We start from the raw sequence: 21,756 nt of genomic DNA, 5'->3' as shown, positions 1-21,756 counted from the left end.
GACCTTGCACATGGGCCTGGCCACGTCCTCTACGGCCTAAGATGGTCGCGACATATCGGCAGCAGATGGCCCGGATCTGAGCCCGCTCGATCGCTTCGTCGCGTGCTCTAAAGCCGCCTGGTCAGACAGGCTGACAGGGTTTCGCCACCGGTCGTTACACCTTCGACCGCGTCGTCGCGGACAATGTGAGACGCTGGCTCCTTAGGCAATTCGGCACGCCCAAACGCCCCGAATTCGGCTCCCAATCGGCTTGGCTCTGCCGAAATCGGCTTCGAGATGGCATATTCCCGCTTGCTTTCGAGTGCGCTCCATCCGCCCAGACCGTGTCATCCAGGGCTAGCCGACAAGACCAGCGACATGCCGAACTGAGATGCGTCTCGTGTCAGAGCCGTCACTCGGATCGGATCCCCATCACATATGGGCCGACAGCGATGGCGTCGGATTTCGACGGCTCATCGGCAAATGGATCACGCCCGAGCTGACCCATATCATGGGCAGATAGGGACGACTGGGCGCAGAGCGCATAGATCCCGCAGACGCGGCCAGGGCGGTTCATGAACATCGCGACACTTTGGCTGAGGCAGCCTTTGGTGCCGCCAGCAAGGTACAGCCGAAGTTCACCTCCCATTTCGATTCTGCGAGCCAATGGACGGCGTCGTGCATAGGCCCAATCCATTTGTCCCACCTTTGGGACACGTATTGTTCGACCGGCGATTGCAAAGCAATCTGCGGAGAAGGGACGTCGTTCACGATAAACTCAGCAATGCTCAGCAGCTGCAAAACATTGACGGTCTGGATGAGTACACACGGCAGTTACTGGCAGTGCCTGTTTGCACCGGAGCTGACGCACGGCTGGCTGCGACGCGTCGAGACAAAGCCGATCCGGGATCGCCCTCGGGAGCGCAGATACAACAAGCGATTCAACGGGACCCTGCTCAACGGGACGCTGTGCCACCAAATCCTCAATGCGGAGTGCTTGGCCGTAACTAGAAACAAGATCGACCGTAGCGACTAGTACGGCTGCCATGTGTTTATCACCTTCGGCGACCAAGCGTCCCTGAGGCGTCGAGCGAACTGGATTGATAGCCAGAGGCAGCACTGAATGCTGCTATATTTGCGGGCATTGCCGCCGATAGTCGCCGCTTTCTTGAGCGCTGGGAGTATTCCGTCCGCTCTTTTTTCAGAACAATTGACCGTATTGCACTCTGTTTCCCACGCTCAACCCTGCGCAGCGCATTTAGGGTTCCGCCTGATTTCTCATTGATCAGGGCTGGTCCGAGAAATGCGAGCCGGACGGCAAATTCCGTTTGGTACACGGCGGGCCAAAATCCCGGGAGATTACTGCGCGACCAGTTCGGCCGCTCCCCGATCATCTTATTTCCTGGCCGAACGTACAGATAAACCACGTTCGGAGGAACCATAGATGACCAAATTATTGCTCGCCGCCACGACGGCCATGGCTTTGGCTTTCACCCCCAGCCTCGCTTCGGCGCAGGAACGCACCGAGTTTCGCGTCGCCTGGTCGATTTATGTGGGTTGGATGCCCTGGGGCTATCTTGAAGAAAGTGGCATCATGGATCGCTGGGCCGAGCGCTACGGCATTGATGTCGAGATCGTACAGATCAACGATTACGTGGAATCGATCAACCTTTATACCGCTGGCGAGTTTGACGGTGTAAGTGCCACGAATATGGACACGCTTTCGATCCCTGCGGGGTCGGGCGTTGATACGACAGCTTTGATCGTCGGTGACTTTTCCAATGGCAACGACGCGGTGATCCTGAAAGGCGAGGGCGGGTTGGAAGACCTCGCGGGGATACCCGTGAACCTCGTGGAATTGTCGGTATCCCATTATCTTCTGGCGCGCGCCTTGGACTCTGTAGGTTTGGCCGAGCGAGACTTGGACGGGGTCATAAACACATCCGACGCCGATATGATCGCCGCCTTCCAAACCGAAGACGTTCAGGCGGTCGTCACCTGGAACCCGCTCGTGTCAACAATTCTCGAAGATCCGAACGCCAATGCGCTGTTCACCTCTGCCGATATTCCCGGCGAAATTATCGACATGATGGTCGTGAACACCGAGACACTGGAGGCCAACCCGGATTTCGCTCGCGCGTTAGTGGGCGCCTGGTATGAGCTGATGGCGCTTATGTCATCCGACAGTGCTGAGGGCGTTGCCGCCCGCACGGCGATGGCCGAAGCCTCTGGCACCGATCTGGCAGGCTACGACGCGCAACTCGCCTCGACCCAGATGTTCTGGGATCCCGCCGATGCCGTGGCTTTCACCGAAAGCGAGGCGTTGCCCGAAACCATGGTGACCGTCGCCGAATTCCTGTTCGATCAGGGTATTCTGGGCGAGGGGGCGCCAAGCGCGGATTTTGTCGGCGTTGAGTATCCCGGCGGTGTCACGACCGGCGATCCGGAGAACGTCAATCTGCGCTTCGATCCCAGCTACATGCAGATGGCAGCCGACGGCGATCTGTAAAGGCAACGGGCGGGGCAGGCGCGATGCGCTGGATCAATCGGCAACCGGGGGTGGCGGCGCGGACCTTTCTAGCCGCGTTGCCGTTTCTTCTGGTGGCGTTGGCCTATGGCGCTGGCTCGGCTGCGCGGCTCGCCGAAAACCCGCAAGATCGCATCCTGCCCGCGCCCTCTGCCTTGCTCGATACTGCCATACGCCTGATGACGGAGCCGGACCGCCGTTCGGGCGAGATCCTATTCTGGGGCGACACGATATCGAGCCTGTCATTGCTGTTCATGGGCGTTTGCATCGCGGCGCTTGTCGCCCTATGCCTGGGGCTTGCCATCGGGTTGATCCCTGTCGTCAGAAGCACATTCAAAAGCTTTGTTGCCGTTATCTCGATGATCCCGCCCTTGGCCGTCCTGCCGATCCTGTTCATCACTCTTGGGGTCGGCGATACTGCCAAGGTCGCGCTGATCGCCATCGGCATCACCCCTTTCCTGATCCGTGATCTGTCGGCCCGCACGATGGAATTGCCGCAGGAACAGATCGTCAAGGCGCAGACATTGGGCGCGTCGTCCTTGGCGATCGTGATCTCGGTGGCGCTGCCGCAGATCATGCCGCGGCTGATCGCGGCCCTGCGCCTGTCGCTTGGTCCCGCATGGCTGTTTCTGATCGCGGCGGAGGCGGTCGCGTCCGATAGCGGCCTGGGCTACCGCATCTTTCTGGTGCGCCGGTTCCTCGCCATGGATGTAATCCTGACCTATGTCGCTTGGATCACTGTGTTGGCTTTTCTGTTCGACTGGGCGCTCGCACGGCTATCGCGATGGCTTTATCCGTGGGCGGAGGCGAGGGGATGAGCTTTGTCACCGTCGAGAATATTTTCCAAAGCTATGACCGCCGACCGATCCTGGAGCGTGTCAATCTGATAGCGCAAGAGGGCGAGTTCGTTTCAATTGTCGGCGCGTCCGGCTGTGGTAAATCCACTTTCCTGCGGCTTTTATTGGATCAGGAGCGTCCAACCCGCGGTGAGATCCTAGTGGACGGGCAGCCTTTGAAAGGCGAACCGGATCAATCCCGCGGGATCGTGTTTCAGCGCTATTCCGTCTTTCCGCATCTGAACGTCCGCGACAACATCGTCGCAGCCGAGGGCCTCTCGCGACCTCTTGGGCGGCTCTTTGGTGGTGCCAAGCGCGCGGCGCTGGCGCGGGCCGATGCAGCGCTCGACAGGATTGGCTTGGCCCATGTCGCGGATCAGTATCCCGCGGCGCTGTCCGGCGGTATGCAGCAGCGGCTTGCCATCGCCCAGGCGCTTGCCGCGCGTCCGCGCATCTTGCTGCTCGATGAACCATTCGGCGCGCTCGATCCGGGCACGCGTGAACAGATGCACGGGTTCTTGCAGGATCTGCGCGCCGAGACCGACATGACCGTCTTCATGGTCACCCATGATCTGGCGGAGGCCTTCAAACTGGGTGACCGTGTGATTGTCTTCGACAAGACCCGATGGGACATCCATGATCCCGCCGCCTATGGCGCGACCATCACCTACGATTTCGATGCGCGTGACGGCGGTATTCCCTTCCAGCAGATCGTGACGCAGCCATGACCGCACTTATGGAAGTGACCATCACCTATGACAGCGCGGATCTGGCTCGCAATGCGGCGCGCGACCTGATCGAGCAGCGCCTGGCGGCCTGTGTGCATGTCGCAGGCCCCATCGAAAGCACCTTTTGGTGGGATGGCGCCGTGCAATTCGACCGGGAATGGCGCCTGACCGCCAAGACCAGCCCCGCCATGGCGGACCGGGCCGTCTCGGTCTTGCTCGAGGGACATCCCTACGACCTGCCAGGGCTGGTGATCCATCCCTGCACATCCACACCCGAATTCGCCGAATGGGTCGCCAGCGAGGCCTCAGGGCCCAGCACGCCACCCGCCTAAGACACGCAAAAGGAGGAGACCCATGTTGCCATCAATCACCGACCGTTCGCGCTCGCACCACCCGAAGGACGCGCCAAGGCGCGCGCGCCGATTCCACCACCCGGATCTGACCCGGCTGCAAGGCTGGAAGTCGATGAAGGCCGAGGCCGACCTGCCGGAGGGCCGCTGGGATGAGGAACGCCGCTGGGCCCTGCGCATGGGGCTGACGGGCGCCGACAGCATCGAGGACAAGTCCATCCCCACCTTCGCGCGGGGCGAGCTGCCGCATTACGCGGGCATCAACACCTTTCTCAAGGCGCCCTACACCGAGGATGTGACCGAGGTGAAGGACTACGACGCCACGGTTCTCGGCATCCCCTTTGATGGCGGTACAACCTACCGCCCCGGCACGCGCTTTGGGCCGCAGGGCGTGCGCAAGATCTCAGCGCTTTATACGCCATACAACTACGAAATGGGCGTCGATCTGCGCGAACAGATGACGCTGTGCGATGCGGGCGATGTGTTTACTATCCCGGCCAATCTGGAGAAATCATTCGATCAGATCAGCCGCGCGGTCTCCCACGTGTTCTCCTCCGGCAGCCTGCCGATCATGATCGGCGGCGACCATTCCATCGGCTTCCCCTGCGTGCGCGGCATCGCTGAGTGCACGTCGAAGAAAATCGGCATCGTTCATTTCGACCGCCATGCGGACATTCAGGAAAAGGATCTGGATGAGCGCATGCACACAACCCCTTGGTTCCACTCAACATTACTGCCCAACGTGCCCGCCAAGAACCTTGTACAGGTCGGCATCGGCGGCTGGCAGGTCCCGCGAGAGGCGGTCAAGGTCGCCCGCGAGCGCGAGACCAACATCATCACCATGGGCGACATGGAGAAGATGGGCGTCGACAAGACCGCCGAGATGGCGTTGGAGATGGCCTGGGACGGGGTTGATATGGTCTATATGTCTTTCGACATCGACAGCATCGACTGCGGCTTTGTGCCCGGCACCGGTTGGCCAGAACCGGGTGGCTTCCTGCCGCGCGAGGCGCTGGCGCTGGCGTCCAAAGTGGCGGCCGAAGGCATCTGCGGCATGGAGCTGGTCGAGGTCTCGCCGCCTTACGACACCTCAGATATCACGGCCCTGATGGGCACACGGGTGATTGTCGACGTGCTGGGCAGCCTCGTGGCCTCCGGCAATCTGGGCAAGCACAAGGCCCATATCGACAAGCCTGTCACCATCCCTCATGGCGAGTTTGAAGGAAAGCGATGGTCCAATGCCACATGATATCGTGAACGGCCACATTGGCCACAACCATGCCCACGACCACCTGCACAGCCACCTCAAGCCCGAAGATGAGGCTTCGGATTTGCAGGTTTTAACCGCGCAATTCATCGATGGCTTCGTGCAGGCGGCCGATAAGGCGGCCTATCTGAAGCTTGCGGGTGTCCCACTGGAACGCCCCGGCAAGGCGGGTGACAGCGCGTTGAAGCTGGTCGATGTGGAACTGACCACGGAATGGCAGGTCGGCACGGCTTCGCCGTCCTTCGGGTCCCGCGAACTGAGCTATCTGCCGTTCCCCGGAGAGATGATCCGCGAACGCACCAATATGTCGCTGATCTACGTGTCGATGGACGAAAAAGACAAACTCGATATTCGAACCTTCCTAGCAAACAAAGAAAGAGGCTGACCCAATGACCCGTTTTGTAATGACTCTGGTGGCAATCCTGATCCCCTCGGTCGCGCTGGCCCACGGGGCCGAGGGCGTGCCGCATATCCACCCCCACGGCACCGAAGCGCTGCTGGCCGCTCTGGTCGTTTTGGCATTGATCATCCTGTGGCGCATGCGTCGGTCCTAAGCGATTGCCCGGCGACTTAGGCCGTCGGGCGTTTGATCTAGTTTGGATTGTTCCCCGCGTGTCCCGTGGGGTGAACCGCATCCCATCGCAGCTTGGGCCTTGAGTTTGTCGCTCATCTACGGTCCAACTGCGCCTCGGTTTAGTCTTTCCATGGGGCCCGCCATTGCCAGCCACCGAAGAATCCGTTCAGCGCGTGCGGTCCACCTGGGCCCTGGCCGCCGCCGAGCCAGACCGGACGGCCCGCGCCTTTTACGCCAATCTGTTTCGCATCGATGCCAGCACAAAGCCGCTATTTGTCGGCGACATGGAATTGCAGGGTCGGAAACTGACCCATACGTTGGGTTTTATCGTGGATCATCTTGATGACCCCCAGGCGCTTTTGCCTGCGGCCGTGGATCTGGCGCAACGGCATGTGGGGTATGGCGTGACGGCGGCGCAATATGCCTCGGTCGGGGCGGCGCTGATTGAGACGTTTCAGCAATTGCTGGGCCCTGAGTTCTCTGCCGCCGATGAAACCGCCTGGCGCCAGATCTATCAGGGTTTGTCGGATGCCATGGTCAAGGCGGCCTACGCTGCCTGACTATCCTTTGGTATAGGTGACTATCCGAATGACCCACCTGCATGTCGCAAACTTGCGTTAGGGCAGGGGCGGATCCACCGGAGGCCCAGTTTTGAAAATCACCACCTTTGCCGCGCCATCAGCCAAAGATCTGGGGCGCGATTTGTCAGCCGTCCCCTATGACTTCGCCTCGATCCACGGCAATTGTGCCATGGCAATCCACGATCTGCTGTCCTTGGGCGGCAAGGGCGCGTTGCACGGGGCCAGCAGTTGCCTGGGCGCAATGACGCAAGCCGGAGTTGAGACCGGACTGACGGCCTTTGTCATCGAAGACCCTGAAGGCGCGTATGGCACCGCCATGTGCCCGAATGGCGATGATATCCGCGACGCCGCCCGCATGGCCACACGCGGCGCCTTGCAGAATGCGGATCGGCTGGGAGAGCGGCCAGAGATCATCTGGATGTCTGCGACGCCGGGCGCAGAAGAAGAGGTGTTGGCCGGGATCGAAGATATCGTCGGACCGGACGTGCCCATCATCGGCGGCAGCGCGGCAGATAATGACGTGTCCGGCGATTGGTTCGTGTTCGATCGCAAAGCGCAAAGCGGTGCAGGTGTTGTGGTGTCCGCGCTCTTCCCGTCGCGGCCCGTCTCCTTTGCCTATCAAAACGGCCATTCTCCGACCGAGCATTCGGGCGTTGTTACCCGCGTTAGCGGGCGCCAGATCCACGAGATCGACAACCGCCCCGCTTGGCAGGTCTATTCGGATTGGACCGGCGGTGATGTTCAGATCGACGCCGCCCGGTCTGATATGCAAACCATCTTGTCGGCGAGTACCCTCTGGCCGTTGGGGCGAGAGATCAGCCAGGTGGGCTCTGTCCCGTTCTACCTGCTCGCCCATCCCGCCAATGCCCATCCCGGCGGCGATATTGATCTGTTCGCCAATGTCGCGGAAGGCGAGGTTCTGACGCTGATGAACGGCACTGTCGAAGGGCTGGTCGACCGCGCAGGCCGGGTGGCCAAACTCGCCCGCACCGCCGGCCACGGCCCGCACGGGGCCATTGCTGGCGCCCTGATGATTTATTGTGGCGGCTGCATGTTGACCGTGCGCGATCAACTGCCCGATGTGGTGGCTGGTGTAAATGCGGCCCTCGACGGCGCGCCATTCCTCGGCGCGTTCACGTTTGGCGAACAAGGCGCGCTGCTGAAGACCGGAAACCGCCATGGTAATCTGATGATCTCCTGCATAGTCTTTGGGGCATAGCAACCAAGGCCGAGCCATGGCAGATGACGAGCTTTTGCGCGAGGCGCTGCTGGAATTGCAGCTTTTACGCGACAGGGAAGCCCGCAGCTTGGCGGAAACCCAGACGCTTCTGGAATGTCTGGAGGCCTATACCACGGCGCCCAATCCCGGTGCGGCGCTGGCCTCGATCTTCATGTCGCTGCGCCAAAAGATCGGTGCGGATCTGTCGCTTGTGTTGCGATCTGAAGCTGATGGCCGCCTGATCGTTCTGGCCAGTGATGCCGCCGAACTGGTGGAAACTGAGTTGGACGCGCCTATCGACCTGTTCGCCCGACCCCGCAACATCACGGATATGAGCCTTGTAGGCGTATGGGCCGGGGCGTTGGATTTTTCATCCTATGGCGGCCTGTTGGTGGTGCCGGTCCTGGACAATATCGCATTTCTGTCTCTGCGGCGAAAACCGGCGCTATTTGGCAAAGACAGCCTCAGCCTGGTGTTGCGGCTTGCGGGTTTGGCGTTCCAGGCGGTGCAAAACAGCAAGATCGCGTCGGAAAACACGCTGCTCGCGGCAGCAATTGCGGGGTCGTCTTCGGGTTTTGCGATCTCTGACGCCACCAACGAGGACCGGCCTTTGGTCTATGTGAACGCAGCATTCGAGGCGATTTCTGGCTATTCGGCGGCGGAGGTGCTGGGTCAGAATTGCCGATTTTTGACGGCCGAACCCGAAGACTCCTCGGAACGAGCGCGGCTGCGCGATGCGGTTTCACGGAAGGTCGGCGGCACGTTCCTGCTGCGCAATCGGCGCAAATCAGGAGAGCTGTTCTGGAACGAATTGACGCTGTTTCCTGTCAGCGACGGTGACGGTCTGGTGCGCAGCCTCGTCGCTACGCAAGTCGACGTGTCCGACCGGGTCGAGGCCGCGCGCGAGCGGGACCGCGCCAAGGCTCGAATGGATCAGGCGTTGGCCGCGACTGAGGATGCTTTTCTGGTGCTTGAAGAAGATGGGCACGTCGCCTTCACCAATGGCACGGTGAACACGTTGTTCCCCTCGCCGGAATTGGCCTGGGCCGCCGGCACGGCGTTCGAGGCGAACTGGGCCGCCTATCTGGACAATGCGAAGGATTTTCCGGGCCGCACCACCAAATTGCTAAAAGACGCCGATCTCAAGCGCCTTTCGGAGCTGCATGGCGCGCAGGATGTCGATCTGCCGGATGGGCGCAATATCCTTCTGCGCGCGGCGGCTTTGGATGATGGCGGTCTGGTGATCTCGGCCACCGACGTGACGGCTATGAAATCCGCGCAACGCCTGTTGGCGCAGCGCTTGGCGGCAATCGAGGCGGCGATTGACGGGATCGCGGTGACCGACGATGCGGGGCGGCTGGTTTATCTGAATTCGGCGGCGGCAACCTTGTTGGGCTTCAGCTCGGCCGCCTCGGGCTTGGGGCGCAAATGGCATCGGCAATATAGCGGCCCGGTGTCTATCCCCGCACAAAAGCCGTTTGAGCGCACACTGACGCTGGATGGCCACGCCGGTCCAGCCACACACGACATCACCGGGTCGCCTCTGGAAAACGGTGGATCGGTTATCGTTGTGCGCGACGTGACGGCGACCTTGGCGACCGAGGCGCGCGAGGCCGAATTGATGCGCGATTTGATCCGGTTGCAGCGGCAGGAGGCCATCGCCCAATTGACAGCCGGGATCGCCCATGATTTCAACAACTTGCTGTCGGCGATCAATGGCTCGGCCACGTTGATCGAGATGTCGAGCAACATCCCCGACCCGATCCGCCCGCATCTGGATCGGATCATGGCCGCGGGGGCGCAATCGGCCAAGCTGGTCAATCAATTGCTCGATATCGGCGCGGGCTCGGATGCGGATGGCGCCTTTGACCTCCGATCCGTCCTGCGCGATTTGCCGGTTCTGGTGCAACCGAGCCTGCCCGAAGGCATGACGTTCGAGGTCGATCCGGGCGCTGCGACGCTGGCGTTGCGGGGCAGCCCCGGTGCGCTCAGCCAAGTGCTGATCAACCTATGCCTGAATGCTCGCGACGCGATGGAAGGCGGTGTTGGCCAGATCTCTCTGACCGCGTCGGAATGCCGGGGCGGCACACTCGAAGATCTGCGCATTGGCCAAGCGGAGGAAACTGCGCGCTACGCGCGGATTGAGGTTGCCGATACGGGGATCGGCATGGATGAGGACACCGCGGCAGGTATTTTTCAGCCCTATTTCACCACCAAAGGTCGCCAGGGCACCGGGTTGGGCATGGCGATCGTGTCGATGCAGGTGCAAAGCGTGGGCGGCTCCATCGGGTTGCGCACCGCACCGGGGCATGGCACCGCGATATCGATCTACTGGCCCCTGGCAGGCGGTGCGCCTTCTGAAAGTGGGCCGGTGCTGTCGACTGGCCATGACCTGTCGGACATGACCGTCATCGTGGTGGATGATGATCCCGGGGTGGGGCAGGTGATTGCCGATTACCTGCAAGCCCATGGCGCCGAAGTGGCCGTTTGTGAAGACCCGCGCGATGCGGCGATGGCGATCACAGAGGATCCGGAAAGCTGGTCGGCGTTAATCACCGATTACGATATGCCCGCCATGAATGGAGGGGAATTGGCCGCTTTCGTAAGGGAGATTGTGCCGGATCTGCCGATCTTTGTTGTCACCGCACTGGCTCGGCGCCTGACCGATCCGCGGCTTGTCAACGGGCAGGTAGCGGGCATTCTGTCAAAGCCGGTTGATCTGGACCAATTGTGCCGGGCGGTGGCCGAACGGCGGCCTGACGAGAAGGGGACATAAGATGCGATTGCTTTTGGCCGACGACCACGATCTGGTGCTGGAAACGCTGAGCGCGTTTTTGACCAATCAAGGAGAGTTTGAAGTGGAGACCTGCGGCTCGCTTGAGGCCGCGTGTGAGAAGATCGGAAGCGATATCGCCTATGATCTTGTGTTGCTCGATTATTCCATGCCCGGCATGAACGGGCTTGAGGGGCTGCAACGCGCTATCAAAGCCTCCTACGGTCGCCCGGTTGCAATCATGTCAGGGACAACGACGAAAGCGGTCGCGCAACAGGCCATCGATGCGGGTGCGATCGGGTTTCTGCCCAAAACCATGGCCGCGAAATCCCTGGTCAACGCGGTGCGGTTCATGGCGATGGGGGAAACCTATGTACCGCTCGATTTTCTGAATGCCGAAGAGCCCGAGGCCGAAACGCCCCTATCGGATCTGTTGTCGGAACGAGAATTGCAGGTCTTGAACGGATTGTGCCGTGGCCTGGCCAACAAGGAAATTGCCCGCGAACTCGATCTGCAAGAAGTCACAATCAAGCTGCATGTCAAAACGCTGTGCCGCAAGCTGGATGCCAAAAACCGAACCCACGCGGCGATGATCGGAAAAGACGCCGGGATCGTATGATCCCGGCGCCCGCTTGGCTTTAGAACAGGAAGCTGTCGACAACCTCTTGGTACAGGTCGGTGCCGTGCGCCAAGACATGCAGTGATGCTCCGCCCAAATCGACGATAACGCTGCCGTCGCTGTTGTTCTGGACATTCTCCGCCGTCCACGTTGCGGCATCGGTCCCGTTCAGCAGATCAAGCTGACGCAGATCGATGATATCGCTTTGGCTGTCGTCGCGTGTGAGGTCGGTGATCGTGTCGATTGACCCGTCCAGATCCTCGAAGCGGAAGACAAACCGGTCCGATCCCAAGCCGCCGGTGGCCAGATCCGCCCCGGCACCCAGATAGATGCGGTCATTCCCGTCGCCGCCATCCAGCACGTCATTTCCGGATCCGCCGTTCAGATAGTCTTTGCCATCACCGCCGGACAGGTTGTCATCGCCGGACCCGCCCTTCAGGTAATCCGCGCCGTCATCGCCGCTCAGCTGATCATCGCCTTTGCCACCGTCAAGGTGATCGTCGCCGTCGCCGCCGTTCAACGTGTCCGCGCCCGATCCACCTTTCAGCTTGTCGTCGCCCAGCCCGCCGAACAGCGCGTCGTCCCCCGATCCACCATCCAGCGTGTCGCGACCGGTATCGCCCGACAACAGATCGTCACCGCTGCCTGCCGACAGGTCATCATTGCCCGCGCCGCCCTCCAACCGGTCGTCACCCGATCCACCAGACAATTGGTCGTCACCGCTGCCGCCCGCGAGCGCGTCATTCTCACGCCCACCTGACAGGGTATCGTTGCCTATGCCGCCCTCCAGCGTGTCATGGCCAGATCCGCCCGACAAAACATCCGCGCCTGCGCCGCCGTCCAGGCGGTCATGGCCAGCCGATCCGTCCAGCACATCGTCGCCGTCCCCGCCGATAAGCGCATCGTCATCCTCGGGCAGCAGGTTGCCGAACTGATCATAGCGCAGCCCATCCTGATCATAGGTCGAGATGAGGGTGGAGGTGCTGTCGGGCCCTGCGCCGCCATAGATCAAATCGCTGCCGTCATCGCCGTGCAGCGTATCGCCGAGGGAGGCGCCGATCAGCATATCGGCGCCATAGCCGCCATGGACGTCATCTTTGCCCGCGCCAGCGTCGATGACATCATCATAGCTTTTGGAGGCATCTTCGACCTCGTAAAGCTCGGGCCCACGGATCAGCACGATGGCGGAGGGGTCGAAATCGCTAAACGGGTCCATCGACCGCGGGTCGACTGCGCCGTCATTGCTATAGGCTTTCGGCGCGTCGCTGACCAATTCAAGATGCGCGCTACCGTCCGCCATTGTCACAATCCGGTAGATGCCACCCGACGTGCCGGTGGCGTCATCCATATCGTGGTCGCCGCCATTCCCACCGGCGTAGAAATTACCGTCGCCATCAATCACAAAGGCTCCAAACGTGATCAGCGGGACGCCATCCTGCATGACACCGTCAACAAGCGTGCCGGTCACAGCGCGGGTTGAGAATTGCGGCTCACCGCCCGATTGCACCTGCGAGATGTCAATCTGGATCAACGTCGCGTCACCGCCCTCGGCGCTGGGGCGAACCAAGCCGAAAAAGCTCTGGCTGGCCGCATCAAAGGCGACATCCCAGACCTTGTCGGTGATCATATCCGTCGGGAATTTGAACGTGGTGGCCAGGGGATTGCCATCGGCATCTCGCTGATCGACATCGACCATGGTGATCCGGTCGAAATCTGCCTCGAACGCCCAGAGATTTCCCTGATCGTCGAAATCGCCTGTCCAAGACCGATAGGGCGTGCGGCCCATACCATACGCATTGCCCTGGGCGTCATACATCACCAGATCGCTTTGGCTGACGGCATTCCCAAGCGCATCGACGCCGTCGCGCACGGCGATGCCATAGATCAGATCGTCCTCTCGGTTGAAGCCGATTGCGTTGACCACAACGCTCGCATCAGCCCCGGCGGGCGTGTAGGTTTCGGTTGCCGGGTCGAAGACGTTTAGCTGGCCATCCATCACTTGATAGATATTGGCCTGACCCTCGGCAAAGGCCTTCACAGTTACAAGCTCTCCGCCGATGTCGACGGCTTTCTCGTACCAGAAGACTGGGCCGTCGGTGTTGATGTTGGCGTCTTGATCGCCCTGGCCAGGACGCGCGCGAAAGGTCAGCTCTCCCTCGCCACCGGTTCCCTCAAAGCTGATCGTGGCGTCCGAAAACACCGCGCTTGAGGTATCGACGCTTCCGACCACCGTGCCATTCCACAAAACATCGACCGTGCCAGATAGGGCGCCCGCGGCGTAGTTGGCGGCGACCTCAAACGACACATCGTATTGCGCCCCTTTCAGCGTCGTGACCGTTTGCGACATCTGCGGCAGGCCGGTCTCGTCTTCGCTGACACGCCAGGTGCCGCTGGTGCCGTATTGATCAAAGCTGGTCGCATCTGTGGGGCTTTGCAAACGGTTCTCGGCAATGAAATCGCCGTAAATTGTATCGCCGCTAGCGGCGCCTTCGATCCGATCGTCGCCGGACAGGCCAATAATCACGTCAGAGGTCTTGGCGCCTTGCAGCGCATCATCTTGGGAAGTGCCCACAATGGGGCTGGTTGAGTCAGGCTGTGCCATCTCATTCATCCTTGTCTAAATTTGAAAGTGGGGTGGGGGCAGCCCCGGCTGGAGTTACCAGCCGATGCCGCGATACTCCGCAGAAGTGGGGAGTTCTTGGAACGCGCGGACCACGTCGATCACGGGCGTATGGTTTGTGTCCATCGCATGGCGCGCGATATCAGCGTAAAGGTCATTGCGCTGCGTGACGATAATGGCCTCGGCCTCGGCTGCCACATCCTGCGCGTCGTCCACCAGGAAGCCGCGCAAATCTTGGGCCAAGGCGGCAAGGCCGGGGCTGGCATGCTGCACATAGCTCAGTTGGCTTTCGATGGCGGTGTCGGCTGTAACCGCCGGGTCGTGGGCGATCACCTCGACCCCGTCCTCGCGCAAGGCTGCAATGACTTCCAGGATCGGGCTTTCGCGCAAATCGTCTGTTCCGGGCTTAAAGGCGAGGCCCAGGATGCCCACCCGCTTGGCGCCGGTCTCGCGCACCATGTTCACCGCTTCGTCGATCTGCGCGCGGTTGGTGACGTCCAGGCTCTCGATCATCGGCAGAGACACGCCCGCTTCCTGCGCGATATGGGCAACGGCGCGTACCTCTTTGGGCAGGCAAGACCCGCCATAGGCAAAACCGGGCTTCAGGTAATAGGGCGATAGGTTCAGCTTCTGATCTTGGCAGAACACCGCCATCACATCGTGGCTGTCGACCCCTTGAGACTTGGCCAAACGCCCGACTTCATTGGCGAAACAGACTTTGGTCGCATGCCAGACATTATCGACATATTTGACCATTTCGGCGGTCTCGATATTGGTGATGATCGCCGCGCGGTCGACCGGGCGATAGATCTGGCGGAGCGTATTGGCCGTGCGATCGCAGGTGGCGCCGATCACGGTTTTGGGCGGTGCGTAGAAATCCTCAACCGCCACGCCCTCCCGCAGAAACTCTGGGTTGAAAGCCACGCCGAAATCCTCGCCCAGCCGCTTGCCAGAAACACGCTCCAGGATCGGCGTCATTACCTTCATCGTCGTGCCCGGCGGGATCGAGCAGCGCATGACAAAGATATGGAAGCTGGATTTCTGCGCTAATCCTTCGGCCATCTGCTGGGCAGCCGCCTCGATAAAGCGGTGATCGCAGCCGCCATCCGCTGCGGTGGGCGTGCCGACCGAGACGAAGGTGACATCAGTGTCTTGCACCGCTTGCGCCAGGTTGTCCGTCGCCGATATCAGGCCTTGCGCCACGCCATCGGCCAACAAAGTGCCAAGGTCTTTTTCGTGAATTGGCGATTGGCCCGCCGCGATGTCGGCGACCTTAGCGGCGTCGATATCCACCCCGATGACCTTGTGGCCAAGCGCGGAAAGGCAGGCGGTCGACACTGCGCCGACATAGCCCAGCCCAACAACCGAGATTGCGGGCTTGTGGTCCAAAGCATAGAGCGACGTGGCGTGGGCATTAGCGGTGTTTAGGGGGCTCAGATCCATAATCTTTTTCCAATCAATTGAGTTTTCTCGTTGTCTGGAAAATGCTTACGAAACCTGTATACATGTTTCGCGATCCTGAAAGGCTACCGGTCGGCGCAAAGGAACGGGCCGACTATCCGAAAGGGTAGCGGTGAGGCCAAACGGAATATGCCGATGCAAAAACCCCGCCGGATCGGCGGGGCAGGATGCGGAACGTCAGGAGGCTTAGAACGGGGCGGGTAAGGCGCCGATATACAGAGCGAGCAATGTGACGAAGCCAGACACCGCCACGGTTAATTGCAGTTTTGCGGTCGTGTTCTGCACCCTCGCGACCCAGCCTTCGCCGCCGCCAGCGCTTTGATTGCCGCGATTGGACCATTTCTGTTTGGACAAGTGAAAGATCATGAAGATCTTTACAGAGGCGTTGATGACCTGGTTGAGATACAGAATGAACGGCCAGCTCAGATCGACGTTGCGGCTATAGGTGTAGAGGAAGACGCACAGGATCACGCGACTGAACAGCACCCAGATCAGACAGGACCACAGGTAGAGTGGATCAAACAGCGCTGCCAAAAGTGCGAGAGTGGGGCTTACCATCATCGTCCACATGGCCAGGCGTTGATCCACCAGGCACCACCAGATGAATGGCGTGACTTGGCGTGGCCCCAAGGCGATGGCGCGGGTGCCATTGCGCAGCATGTTGCCCGACCAGCGGCGGAAATTCTGCACCATCCGCTCCAGCCCATTCTCCTTGATCACCTCGATCGTGTAGACGGTGGCATCGGGCACATAGGTCATCTTCGCGCCGCAGCTGAGCAGATGATACCAGGTTGATTTGTCGTCGCCCGACAGAAAGCGAAACCGCCCCCAAAGCCAGTGATCCAGGTGATCGGCTTCGATGGTGCGGATGAAGCGCTCGGATCGGATATGCTGCGCCCGAAACACCGACATACGCCCGGTCAGCGTCAGGACTTTGCCGGACATCGCGTGGCTCTGCATGGCCAGCCGCCTCTGCGCGAACCGCATATTCAGCCAGGCGGCGATCCATTTGGGCCCGTAGCAAATGACCTCTTCATCGGTGGTGAGTGCCTGCAAATCGGGGTCGGCGCCGAATATTGACAGGGTCTTTTGCAACACGTCATTGCCGAAAAGCGCATCGCCATCCATGAAGATCACCAGATCGTCGGGATCAACGCCGTTGCGGTTGATGGCGCGCAAAATCATCCCGATGGCCATGCGCTTTCCGGGCTGGTTTTGGCGCAGAAACACCAGTTCGGCCAGATCATCGGGGATATCTTGCGCGTAGGTTTCCACAAAGTCGCGGATGATCTGTTCGTCATAGGCCGAGCCGGTGCCGATATAGATCGTGGTCGGAATGCGCTCGCGCCGGATCTGCGCGAGCATGGCACCGATGACACGTTTGGTGATCGACGGCTCTTCGAAATAAGTGGTCATCTGGATGTGCAGTCGACGCGGGCGCCAACCTGTTGCCCAAACCCCGTCGGCTTGCGCGCGCAGCTTGGGCCAACGGCCGCGGCGGTAGATCTCGGCGCGGATAGCATGGCTGAACCACCAGCCAAAGCGCCACAGACCAAGCGTGCCCAATACCAGGGTCACGTGCAGCGTATCGGGTTGGAAAAACCGGTTCTGGGTGTGGGTCAGAAGCCAGCCCAGCGCAAGAAGCAACATCGCGACCAAAATCAATTGGGATGGGCGCCACTTGGCCAGGCCATGTCTTGCGGGCCGCTGCAATGTTCTCAGGCGCGCGGCCAGGTCCTTGTCGAATGCATATTCAGTGTCCGGCGCATGCATTGGATTACCGCGCGCGCCAAGGCAACAGCGCGCGCGCCCGGATCGCCCACTCCCGCGTTGCAACCAATTCCACGGGCATCAGGTGGGGCAGGTCGGTGCGGCTTTGCTCTGCCGCAAGATCGGGGAAGCCAACAGTGACCAGCATGCCGAAATCCGGCGACAGTTCTGGATCGATGCCAGCCTCCAATCCGATGATCTGTCCGTCCAGGCGTTGGGCGCCGGCGCCGGTGTTCAGCGTGACCGAAACCGCCATACCGGGATGAAAGGCTGCGGCCATGCTGTGATCGACCCAGCCGCGGGCCTGCCGGGCCGCTTGACTTTCCAATTCGGCGGCGATGGCCCCGCGCGGGACAAATTGCCCGTCCAGCACTGCGATCTGCGTCACGACCCCGGCCTGAGCGGCCATGATATGCAGGGCGTCGCTGGCATCGCGCAGCCGTCCACGTTCGCGGCGTAGACGGCGCAATTCCTCGGTCAGGGTGTCCATATCGCGCCTGGCTGCGCTGGCCATCTCAAACAAGGTCATATGCACCGGAGCGTAGCCGCCATCGAAGGCATCTAATGCGGCATTGGCGGCCTCAAGATCTGCTCTGGATGCGCGTGCGACAGCGTCCACCAAAGCCGCCCGCGCCGACGCCAGGCGGGTATTCAAGGCGACGGCGCGATCTTCTGCGGCGCGCAGGCGCTGTTCCACTAGGTCGATCCGGCCGCGCACCTCGGACAAAGCCGCCTCGCCGGCGGGCGTCGTCAGACGGATCAGGACATCTCCCGCCGCCACATTGTCGCCCGGTCGCGCGATGATCTCATCGACATAAGCGCCTTGTGCCGCACTATGGGGGATCAGCGGTGCCTCGATGCGTGCATTGCGGATGTTGAGCGTGGCCAAGCGGTTCGCAATACCGCTCCCCAAAGTCCAGAACACCAGCGCCCCCAGTGTCAGATAGATCAAGGTCGATAGAACCACACGCACGGAGCGGGGCGTTTTCCTCGCGATCGCAATGTCTTTTTCCTCTTCGGTTTCGCCCATCGGAACCAGATCGACGGGGGCATCCAAGCTGGTGATGATCTCATCGGTTGCGGCCATTCTGCCCGATAGCAGCGACCGGTAGAACACAGCCAATGTCTCGCGTTGGCGCCCGCTAAGCCCGTCAAACCGCAGGAAGCGAGACTTTGCGCCGGATATCAGGCGTACGGGAAAGCGGATATCGACCCCCTGAAACGGGATCGACAGCGTTGCCTCTTTCGGGACCACATCGCTGTCTCCCGGAAAGGTGAGCCCCTCCAGTGACCAGCTTGAGATTGTCACAACCTCGCCTGTGGCCAATTCCAAGCCAAGCGGCGCGCTGACCTGAAAGGCCAGATCCGACATTGGACGTTCGTGACGAATGTGCATGGTTCGGGCTCCTGACTTGGAGGCCATTGTGTATCGCGTCAGGGTACCGTGAAGGCGCGAGCAATCGGGTAGATCCTGTCTCAAAAGTATAGGAACTGCTGGTGAGCGGCTTAAGCCGACCTGCTCGCCGCTAGAAGATGCGCCGAGGGGGCATGGCCCATGACACGCGCAAATTCGCGGTTGAAGTTGGACTTGGTGTTAAAGCCGCTGTCCAACATCGCTTCGGTCACCGACGCACCCGCCTCAAGTCGTGCGCAGGCATGGCGCACGCGATACCCGTTCACGTAGCGTGAGACGTTTTCACCCGTTACACGGTTGATCGCGGCGGACAGCTGTTTGATCGGAACGTGCAGGCGATGGGCCAGGCGGGTCAGGGTCAGATCGGGATCGAGATAGAGCTGATCTTCGGACATCAATGCATCAAGGCGGACTATCAGATCCGCCTCAGCTTCGGTCGAGCTTATGGGCGGCTCGGGGGGCGATGCGCTCGGATCGTCCGGCCCGTCAGCATCTGGGGACAGGCTCAACAGACCGATGCCAAGCAGTGCGAAGGAGGTGAAGATGCTGATGATCAGCGGCGGCAGAGCGGTGTTGCCCGCTGCAAGTGCAATCGCGATCATTGCATCCGACAGCGCCGACAGGATCAGCATCACCCCAACCGCACTCCAGATCCGCCGCGGCAATGGGCCCGCACCCAGCCGGGTCAGCGGTAGCGTCTCATCGGCCTTCAAACGGATCAGAATCGCGATGCCATAACCTGCAAAAATCCCGGACAAGACCGCATCCAGCGTCGCTGGCGCGAAGATGATACAGAAGATGATGAAAAGCGGCCCGAGCGCGTGTAGCGCCGCTTGCAGTCGCGTGACGGGGTGCAGGGCCGCCGATTGAAAGGTCAGCCAGGCCAAGCCTGGCGTGATCGCTGCCGTGATCGGTTGCAGTTTGGCCAGGCCAACCAGGCCGTAATGCTGCGTCAGCGACACCAGCAGCGCCTGCAATGCGCAAGACATTAGCAACATAAGAAACAGTACCGAGCGATCCGCGGCAACCGCGTGGCGCAGGGCCAGAAAGCCAAGGATCAGAGCCACGATCAGGGGCAGGGGCAGCGTCAACATGGGGCTTGGCCTAGACCGAAAACCGGATCTGCGCGACCTGAAACCGGTTTGAGGACGCGCGAAATCAGGGCTTTCGACCAGATCAAGACATCGCTTCACAAAGAAACAGGAGATCTTGATATGAAACGTGCTCTATCCCTTTCTGCCCTGACTGCAACCTTGACTTGCCCCGCATTGGCCGATCCTGCGGTAGGTTTCGACAGTTTCGATGTCTCAGCGGACCACCGCTCAGGCCTGATTGCGGCGGGCATCTGGTCGCCAGCGCCAATCCCAACTTATATCACTCGGATCGGCAACGATTTGGTGTTTGAGGGCCTCGATGCATATATGGCGCCCGCGTTGCCCGATGGGCCATTGCCATTGATCATCATCTCGCACGGATCGGGAAGCAGCATGATCGGTACCGCTTGGCTCGCCTCCGGACTGGCCGAGCAGGGCGCGCTGGTGGCGGTGATGAACCACCCCGGCACGACTTCAGGCGACAGCTCGCCCCGGCGCACCGTGCGGTTGGCAGAACGCGCCGCCGATGTCAGCGCCGTGCTGGACCACCTGTTGGCCGACCCGTATTTCGCCACCCGCATCGATGCGGACCGTATTTCGGCCCTGGGCTTTTCGCTGGGCGGGTCCACAGTGCTGGGCTTGGCGGGTTTGCGGTTGGATGCCGAGGCCTACGGCGCCTATTGTACGGAACAAGGCGATGCAGCGCAGGATTGTCGGTTCCTGGCGCGGGGTGGGGTGGATTTCGACACACTACCGCCCGAGTTCTCGGCCGATATGGGCGATCCGCGGTTCGGGCGGGTGATCGCGGTCGATCCCGGCTTCACCTATGCGGCGGTGCCCAGCAGCGCGGCGGAGGTCGACATCCCGGTGCAGATCGTCAGCCTGGGGCAAGACTTCCCCTGGCCCACAACGGATGTCCGCAGTGAGGGAAGCGGCCTGATCGACATGTTGCCCCAGGTCGAACACGCCATCATTCCCGATGCGCACCATTTTTCGTTTCTGCCCATCTGCACGGAGATGGCGCCGCAATTGCTGATCGAAGAGGGGGAAGACCCGATCTGTGACGATCCCGAAGGATCGGATAGGGCAACGGTCCATGCCGCGTCTTTGGCCGCCATCGCGGCATTCCTGGACCTTTAGGCCATGACGCCACCGCCGGGTGATCCAGGCGGTGGCGATCTGGTCTTAGCTGAACAGCATCCCGCCATTGATATCCATATTGGTTCCGGTGATGAACGCGCTGTCATCGCAGGCCAGGAACAGGACCAGATTGGCGACATCCTCGGACACACCCTGGCGCTTGACAGGGGCGGCGGCCTCGAACCCTTTGCGCGCCTCGGGCTTGGTGTGGATATTGTGGAAATCGGTGTCGATCATCCCGGGGCACAGCGCGTTGACGCGGATTGCGGGCCCCAATTCCTTGGCCAGGCCGCGGGTCATCGTCATCACCGCGCCTTTCGACGTGGCATAGGCGACAGAGCCTGGCCCGCCGCCATCGCGGCCCGCTTGGCTGGCCAGGTTCACAATCGCGCCCGAGCGCATATGCGGCAGACAGGCCTTTACCATCAGAAACGTGCTGGTCAGGTTCAGATCCATCACCGCGTGCCAATGGTCCAGCGACATTTCGGCAATCGTCTTGCGCGCGATCAGCCCGCCGGAATTGTTGACCAGCACATCGACCGAGCCGAACTGCGCGACCGTCTCTGCCACAAGCGCATCGACGCCCGCCTGCGTATTCAGATCGCCCTGAAGCGCAAAGGCACGGCCTGCATTTTGTTGGATCTCGGCCACCGTACGTTCCGCGCCCTCGGCGCTGGCGAAATAGTTGATCGCCACATTGGCGCCTTCAGAGGCCAGTTTCAGGGCGCAGGCCCGCCCGATATCGCGCCCACCACCGGTGATAATGGCCGTCTTGCCGTTCAATTTCATAAGGTTTCCTTCCTG

18 protein-coding genes, 1 pseudogene and 1 riboswitch are annotated in these 21,756 nt (G+C 60.9%); of the genes and pseudogenes, 13 read left to right on the top strand and 6 right to left on the bottom strand.

Annotation, left to right across the window (positions count from 1 at the left end; genetic code table 11):
• Window positions 1–500: 500 nt before the first annotated feature.
• The 12 genes and pseudogenes from V8J82_RS23665 to V8J82_RS01505 all read left to right on the top strand — a co-directional run.
• Window positions 501–671: pseudogene (locus tag V8J82_RS23665) on the top strand (IS5/IS1182 family transposase); the annotation flags it as partial.
• 555 nt (window positions 672–1,226) lie between these two features.
• A riboswitch (guanidine-I (ykkC/yxkD leader) is annotated at window positions 1,227–1,339 on the top strand.
• An 84-nt stretch (window positions 1,340–1,423) separates the two neighbouring features.
• Window positions 1,424–2,488, top strand: a complete 1,065-nt coding sequence (locus V8J82_RS01555) for a putative urea ABC transporter substrate-binding protein (protein ID WP_339971417.1) — start codon at window positions 1,424–1,426, stop codon at window positions 2,486–2,488.
• A 23-nt stretch (window positions 2,489–2,511) separates the two neighbouring features.
• Entirely contained in the window at window positions 2,512–3,324 is an 813-nt protein-coding gene (locus tag V8J82_RS01550; protein WP_339971415.1) for an ABC transporter permease, read from the top strand.
• Window positions 3,321–4,070: an ABC transporter ATP-binding protein gene (locus V8J82_RS01545; protein WP_339971413.1), complete on the top strand. Its 750-nt coding sequence runs from the start codon at window positions 3,321–3,323 to the stop codon at window positions 4,068–4,070. Before V8J82_RS01550 ends, V8J82_RS01545 begins: the two co-directional genes overlap by 4 nt.
• Window positions 4,067–4,402 (top strand): divalent-cation tolerance protein CutA, encoded by a 336-nt coding sequence (gene cutA / locus V8J82_RS01540; RefSeq protein WP_339971411.1) that lies wholly within the window; start codon window positions 4,067–4,069, stop codon window positions 4,400–4,402. The genes V8J82_RS01545 and cutA overlap by 4 nt, the downstream gene beginning before the upstream one ends.
• 133 nt (window positions 4,403–4,535) lie before the next feature.
• The gene (locus V8J82_RS01535) at window positions 4,536–5,669 is read left to right on the top strand and encodes an agmatinase family protein (RefSeq protein WP_339971409.1); all 1,134 of its coding nucleotides are present in this window, start codon (window positions 4,536–4,538) and stop codon (window positions 5,667–5,669) included.
• A complete protein-coding gene (locus tag V8J82_RS01530; RefSeq protein ID WP_339971407.1) occupies window positions 5,659–6,072 on the top strand; it encodes a hypothetical protein in 414 nt (137 codons plus the stop codon). The genes V8J82_RS01535 and V8J82_RS01530 overlap by 11 nt, the downstream gene beginning before the upstream one ends.
• Before the next feature lie 4 nt (window positions 6,073–6,076).
• On the top strand, window positions 6,077–6,241 hold the full coding sequence (locus tag V8J82_RS01525; protein WP_339971405.1) for a hypothetical protein: 165 nt from the start codon (window positions 6,077–6,079) through the stop codon (window positions 6,239–6,241).
• Window positions 6,242–6,434: 193 nt separating this feature from the next.
• A complete protein-coding gene (locus V8J82_RS01520; RefSeq protein ID WP_339971403.1) occupies window positions 6,435–6,821 on the top strand; it encodes a globin domain-containing protein in 387 nt (128 codons plus the stop codon).
• Window positions 6,822–6,912: 91 nt separating this feature from the next.
• Window positions 6,913–8,061, top strand: a complete 1,149-nt coding sequence (locus V8J82_RS01515; RefSeq protein WP_339971401.1) for an FIST signal transduction protein — start codon at window positions 6,913–6,915, stop codon at window positions 8,059–8,061.
• A 16-nt stretch (window positions 8,062–8,077) separates the two neighbouring features.
• On the top strand, window positions 8,078–10,837 hold the full coding sequence (locus V8J82_RS01510) for a PAS domain S-box protein (protein ID WP_339971398.1): 2,760 nt from the start codon (window positions 8,078–8,080) through the stop codon (window positions 10,835–10,837).
• A gap of 1 nt (window position 10,838) precedes the next feature.
• Entirely contained in the window at window positions 10,839–11,453 is a 615-nt protein-coding gene (locus V8J82_RS01505) for a response regulator (protein ID WP_339971396.1), read from the top strand.
• A gap of 19 nt (window positions 11,454–11,472) precedes the next feature.
• Here the strand turns inward: V8J82_RS01505 and V8J82_RS01500 are convergent, their stop codons facing one another.
• From V8J82_RS01500 to V8J82_RS01480, 5 genes are all read right to left on the bottom strand, one after another.
• On the bottom strand, window positions 11,473–14,055 hold the full coding sequence (locus V8J82_RS01500; protein WP_339971394.1) for a calcium-binding protein: 2,583 nt from the start codon (window positions 14,053–14,055) through the stop codon (window positions 11,473–11,475).
• A gap of 54 nt (window positions 14,056–14,109) precedes the next feature.
• Entirely contained in the window at window positions 14,110–15,516 is a 1,407-nt protein-coding gene (locus V8J82_RS01495) for a nucleotide sugar dehydrogenase (protein ID WP_339971392.1), read from the bottom strand.
• A 204-nt stretch (window positions 15,517–15,720) separates the two neighbouring features.
• Window positions 15,721–17,307 (bottom strand): glycosyltransferase, encoded by a 1,587-nt coding sequence (locus tag V8J82_RS01490; protein WP_339971389.1) that lies wholly within the window; start codon window positions 17,305–17,307, stop codon window positions 15,721–15,723.
• Between the two features lie 4 nt (window positions 17,308–17,311).
• Complete coding sequence (locus V8J82_RS01485; RefSeq protein WP_339971388.1) at window positions 17,312–18,700, bottom strand: HlyD family secretion protein; 1,389 nt, start codon at window positions 18,698–18,700, stop codon at window positions 17,312–17,314.
• Between the two features lie 110 nt (window positions 18,701–18,810).
• A complete protein-coding gene (locus V8J82_RS01480; protein ID WP_339971385.1) occupies window positions 18,811–19,812 on the bottom strand; it encodes an AraC family transcriptional regulator in 1,002 nt (333 codons plus the stop codon).
• Window positions 19,813–19,932: 120 nt separating this feature from the next.
• Between V8J82_RS01480 and V8J82_RS01475 the strand changes: the two genes are divergently transcribed.
• Window positions 19,933–20,952, top strand: a complete 1,020-nt coding sequence (locus V8J82_RS01475; RefSeq protein ID WP_339971383.1) for an alpha/beta hydrolase family protein — start codon at window positions 19,933–19,935, stop codon at window positions 20,950–20,952.
• A 45-nt stretch (window positions 20,953–20,997) separates the two neighbouring features.
• Here V8J82_RS01475 and V8J82_RS01470 read toward each other — a convergent pair whose 3' ends face one another.
• Window positions 20,998–21,741, bottom strand: coding sequence for an SDR family NAD(P)-dependent oxidoreductase (locus V8J82_RS01470; RefSeq protein WP_339971381.1), 744 nt, complete (start codon window positions 21,739–21,741; stop codon window positions 20,998–21,000).
• Between the last annotated feature and the right edge of the window lie 15 nt (window positions 21,742–21,756).

This window comes from Gymnodinialimonas mytili (assembly GCF_037544085.1).
In the GTDB taxonomy this organism is placed as follows: Bacteria; Pseudomonadota; Alphaproteobacteria; order Rhodobacterales; family Rhodobacteraceae; genus Gymnodinialimonas; species Gymnodinialimonas mytili.
The sequence above is the reverse complement of the archived record's forward strand: the minus strand, read 5'-3'. Positions and strand labels throughout refer to the sequence as shown.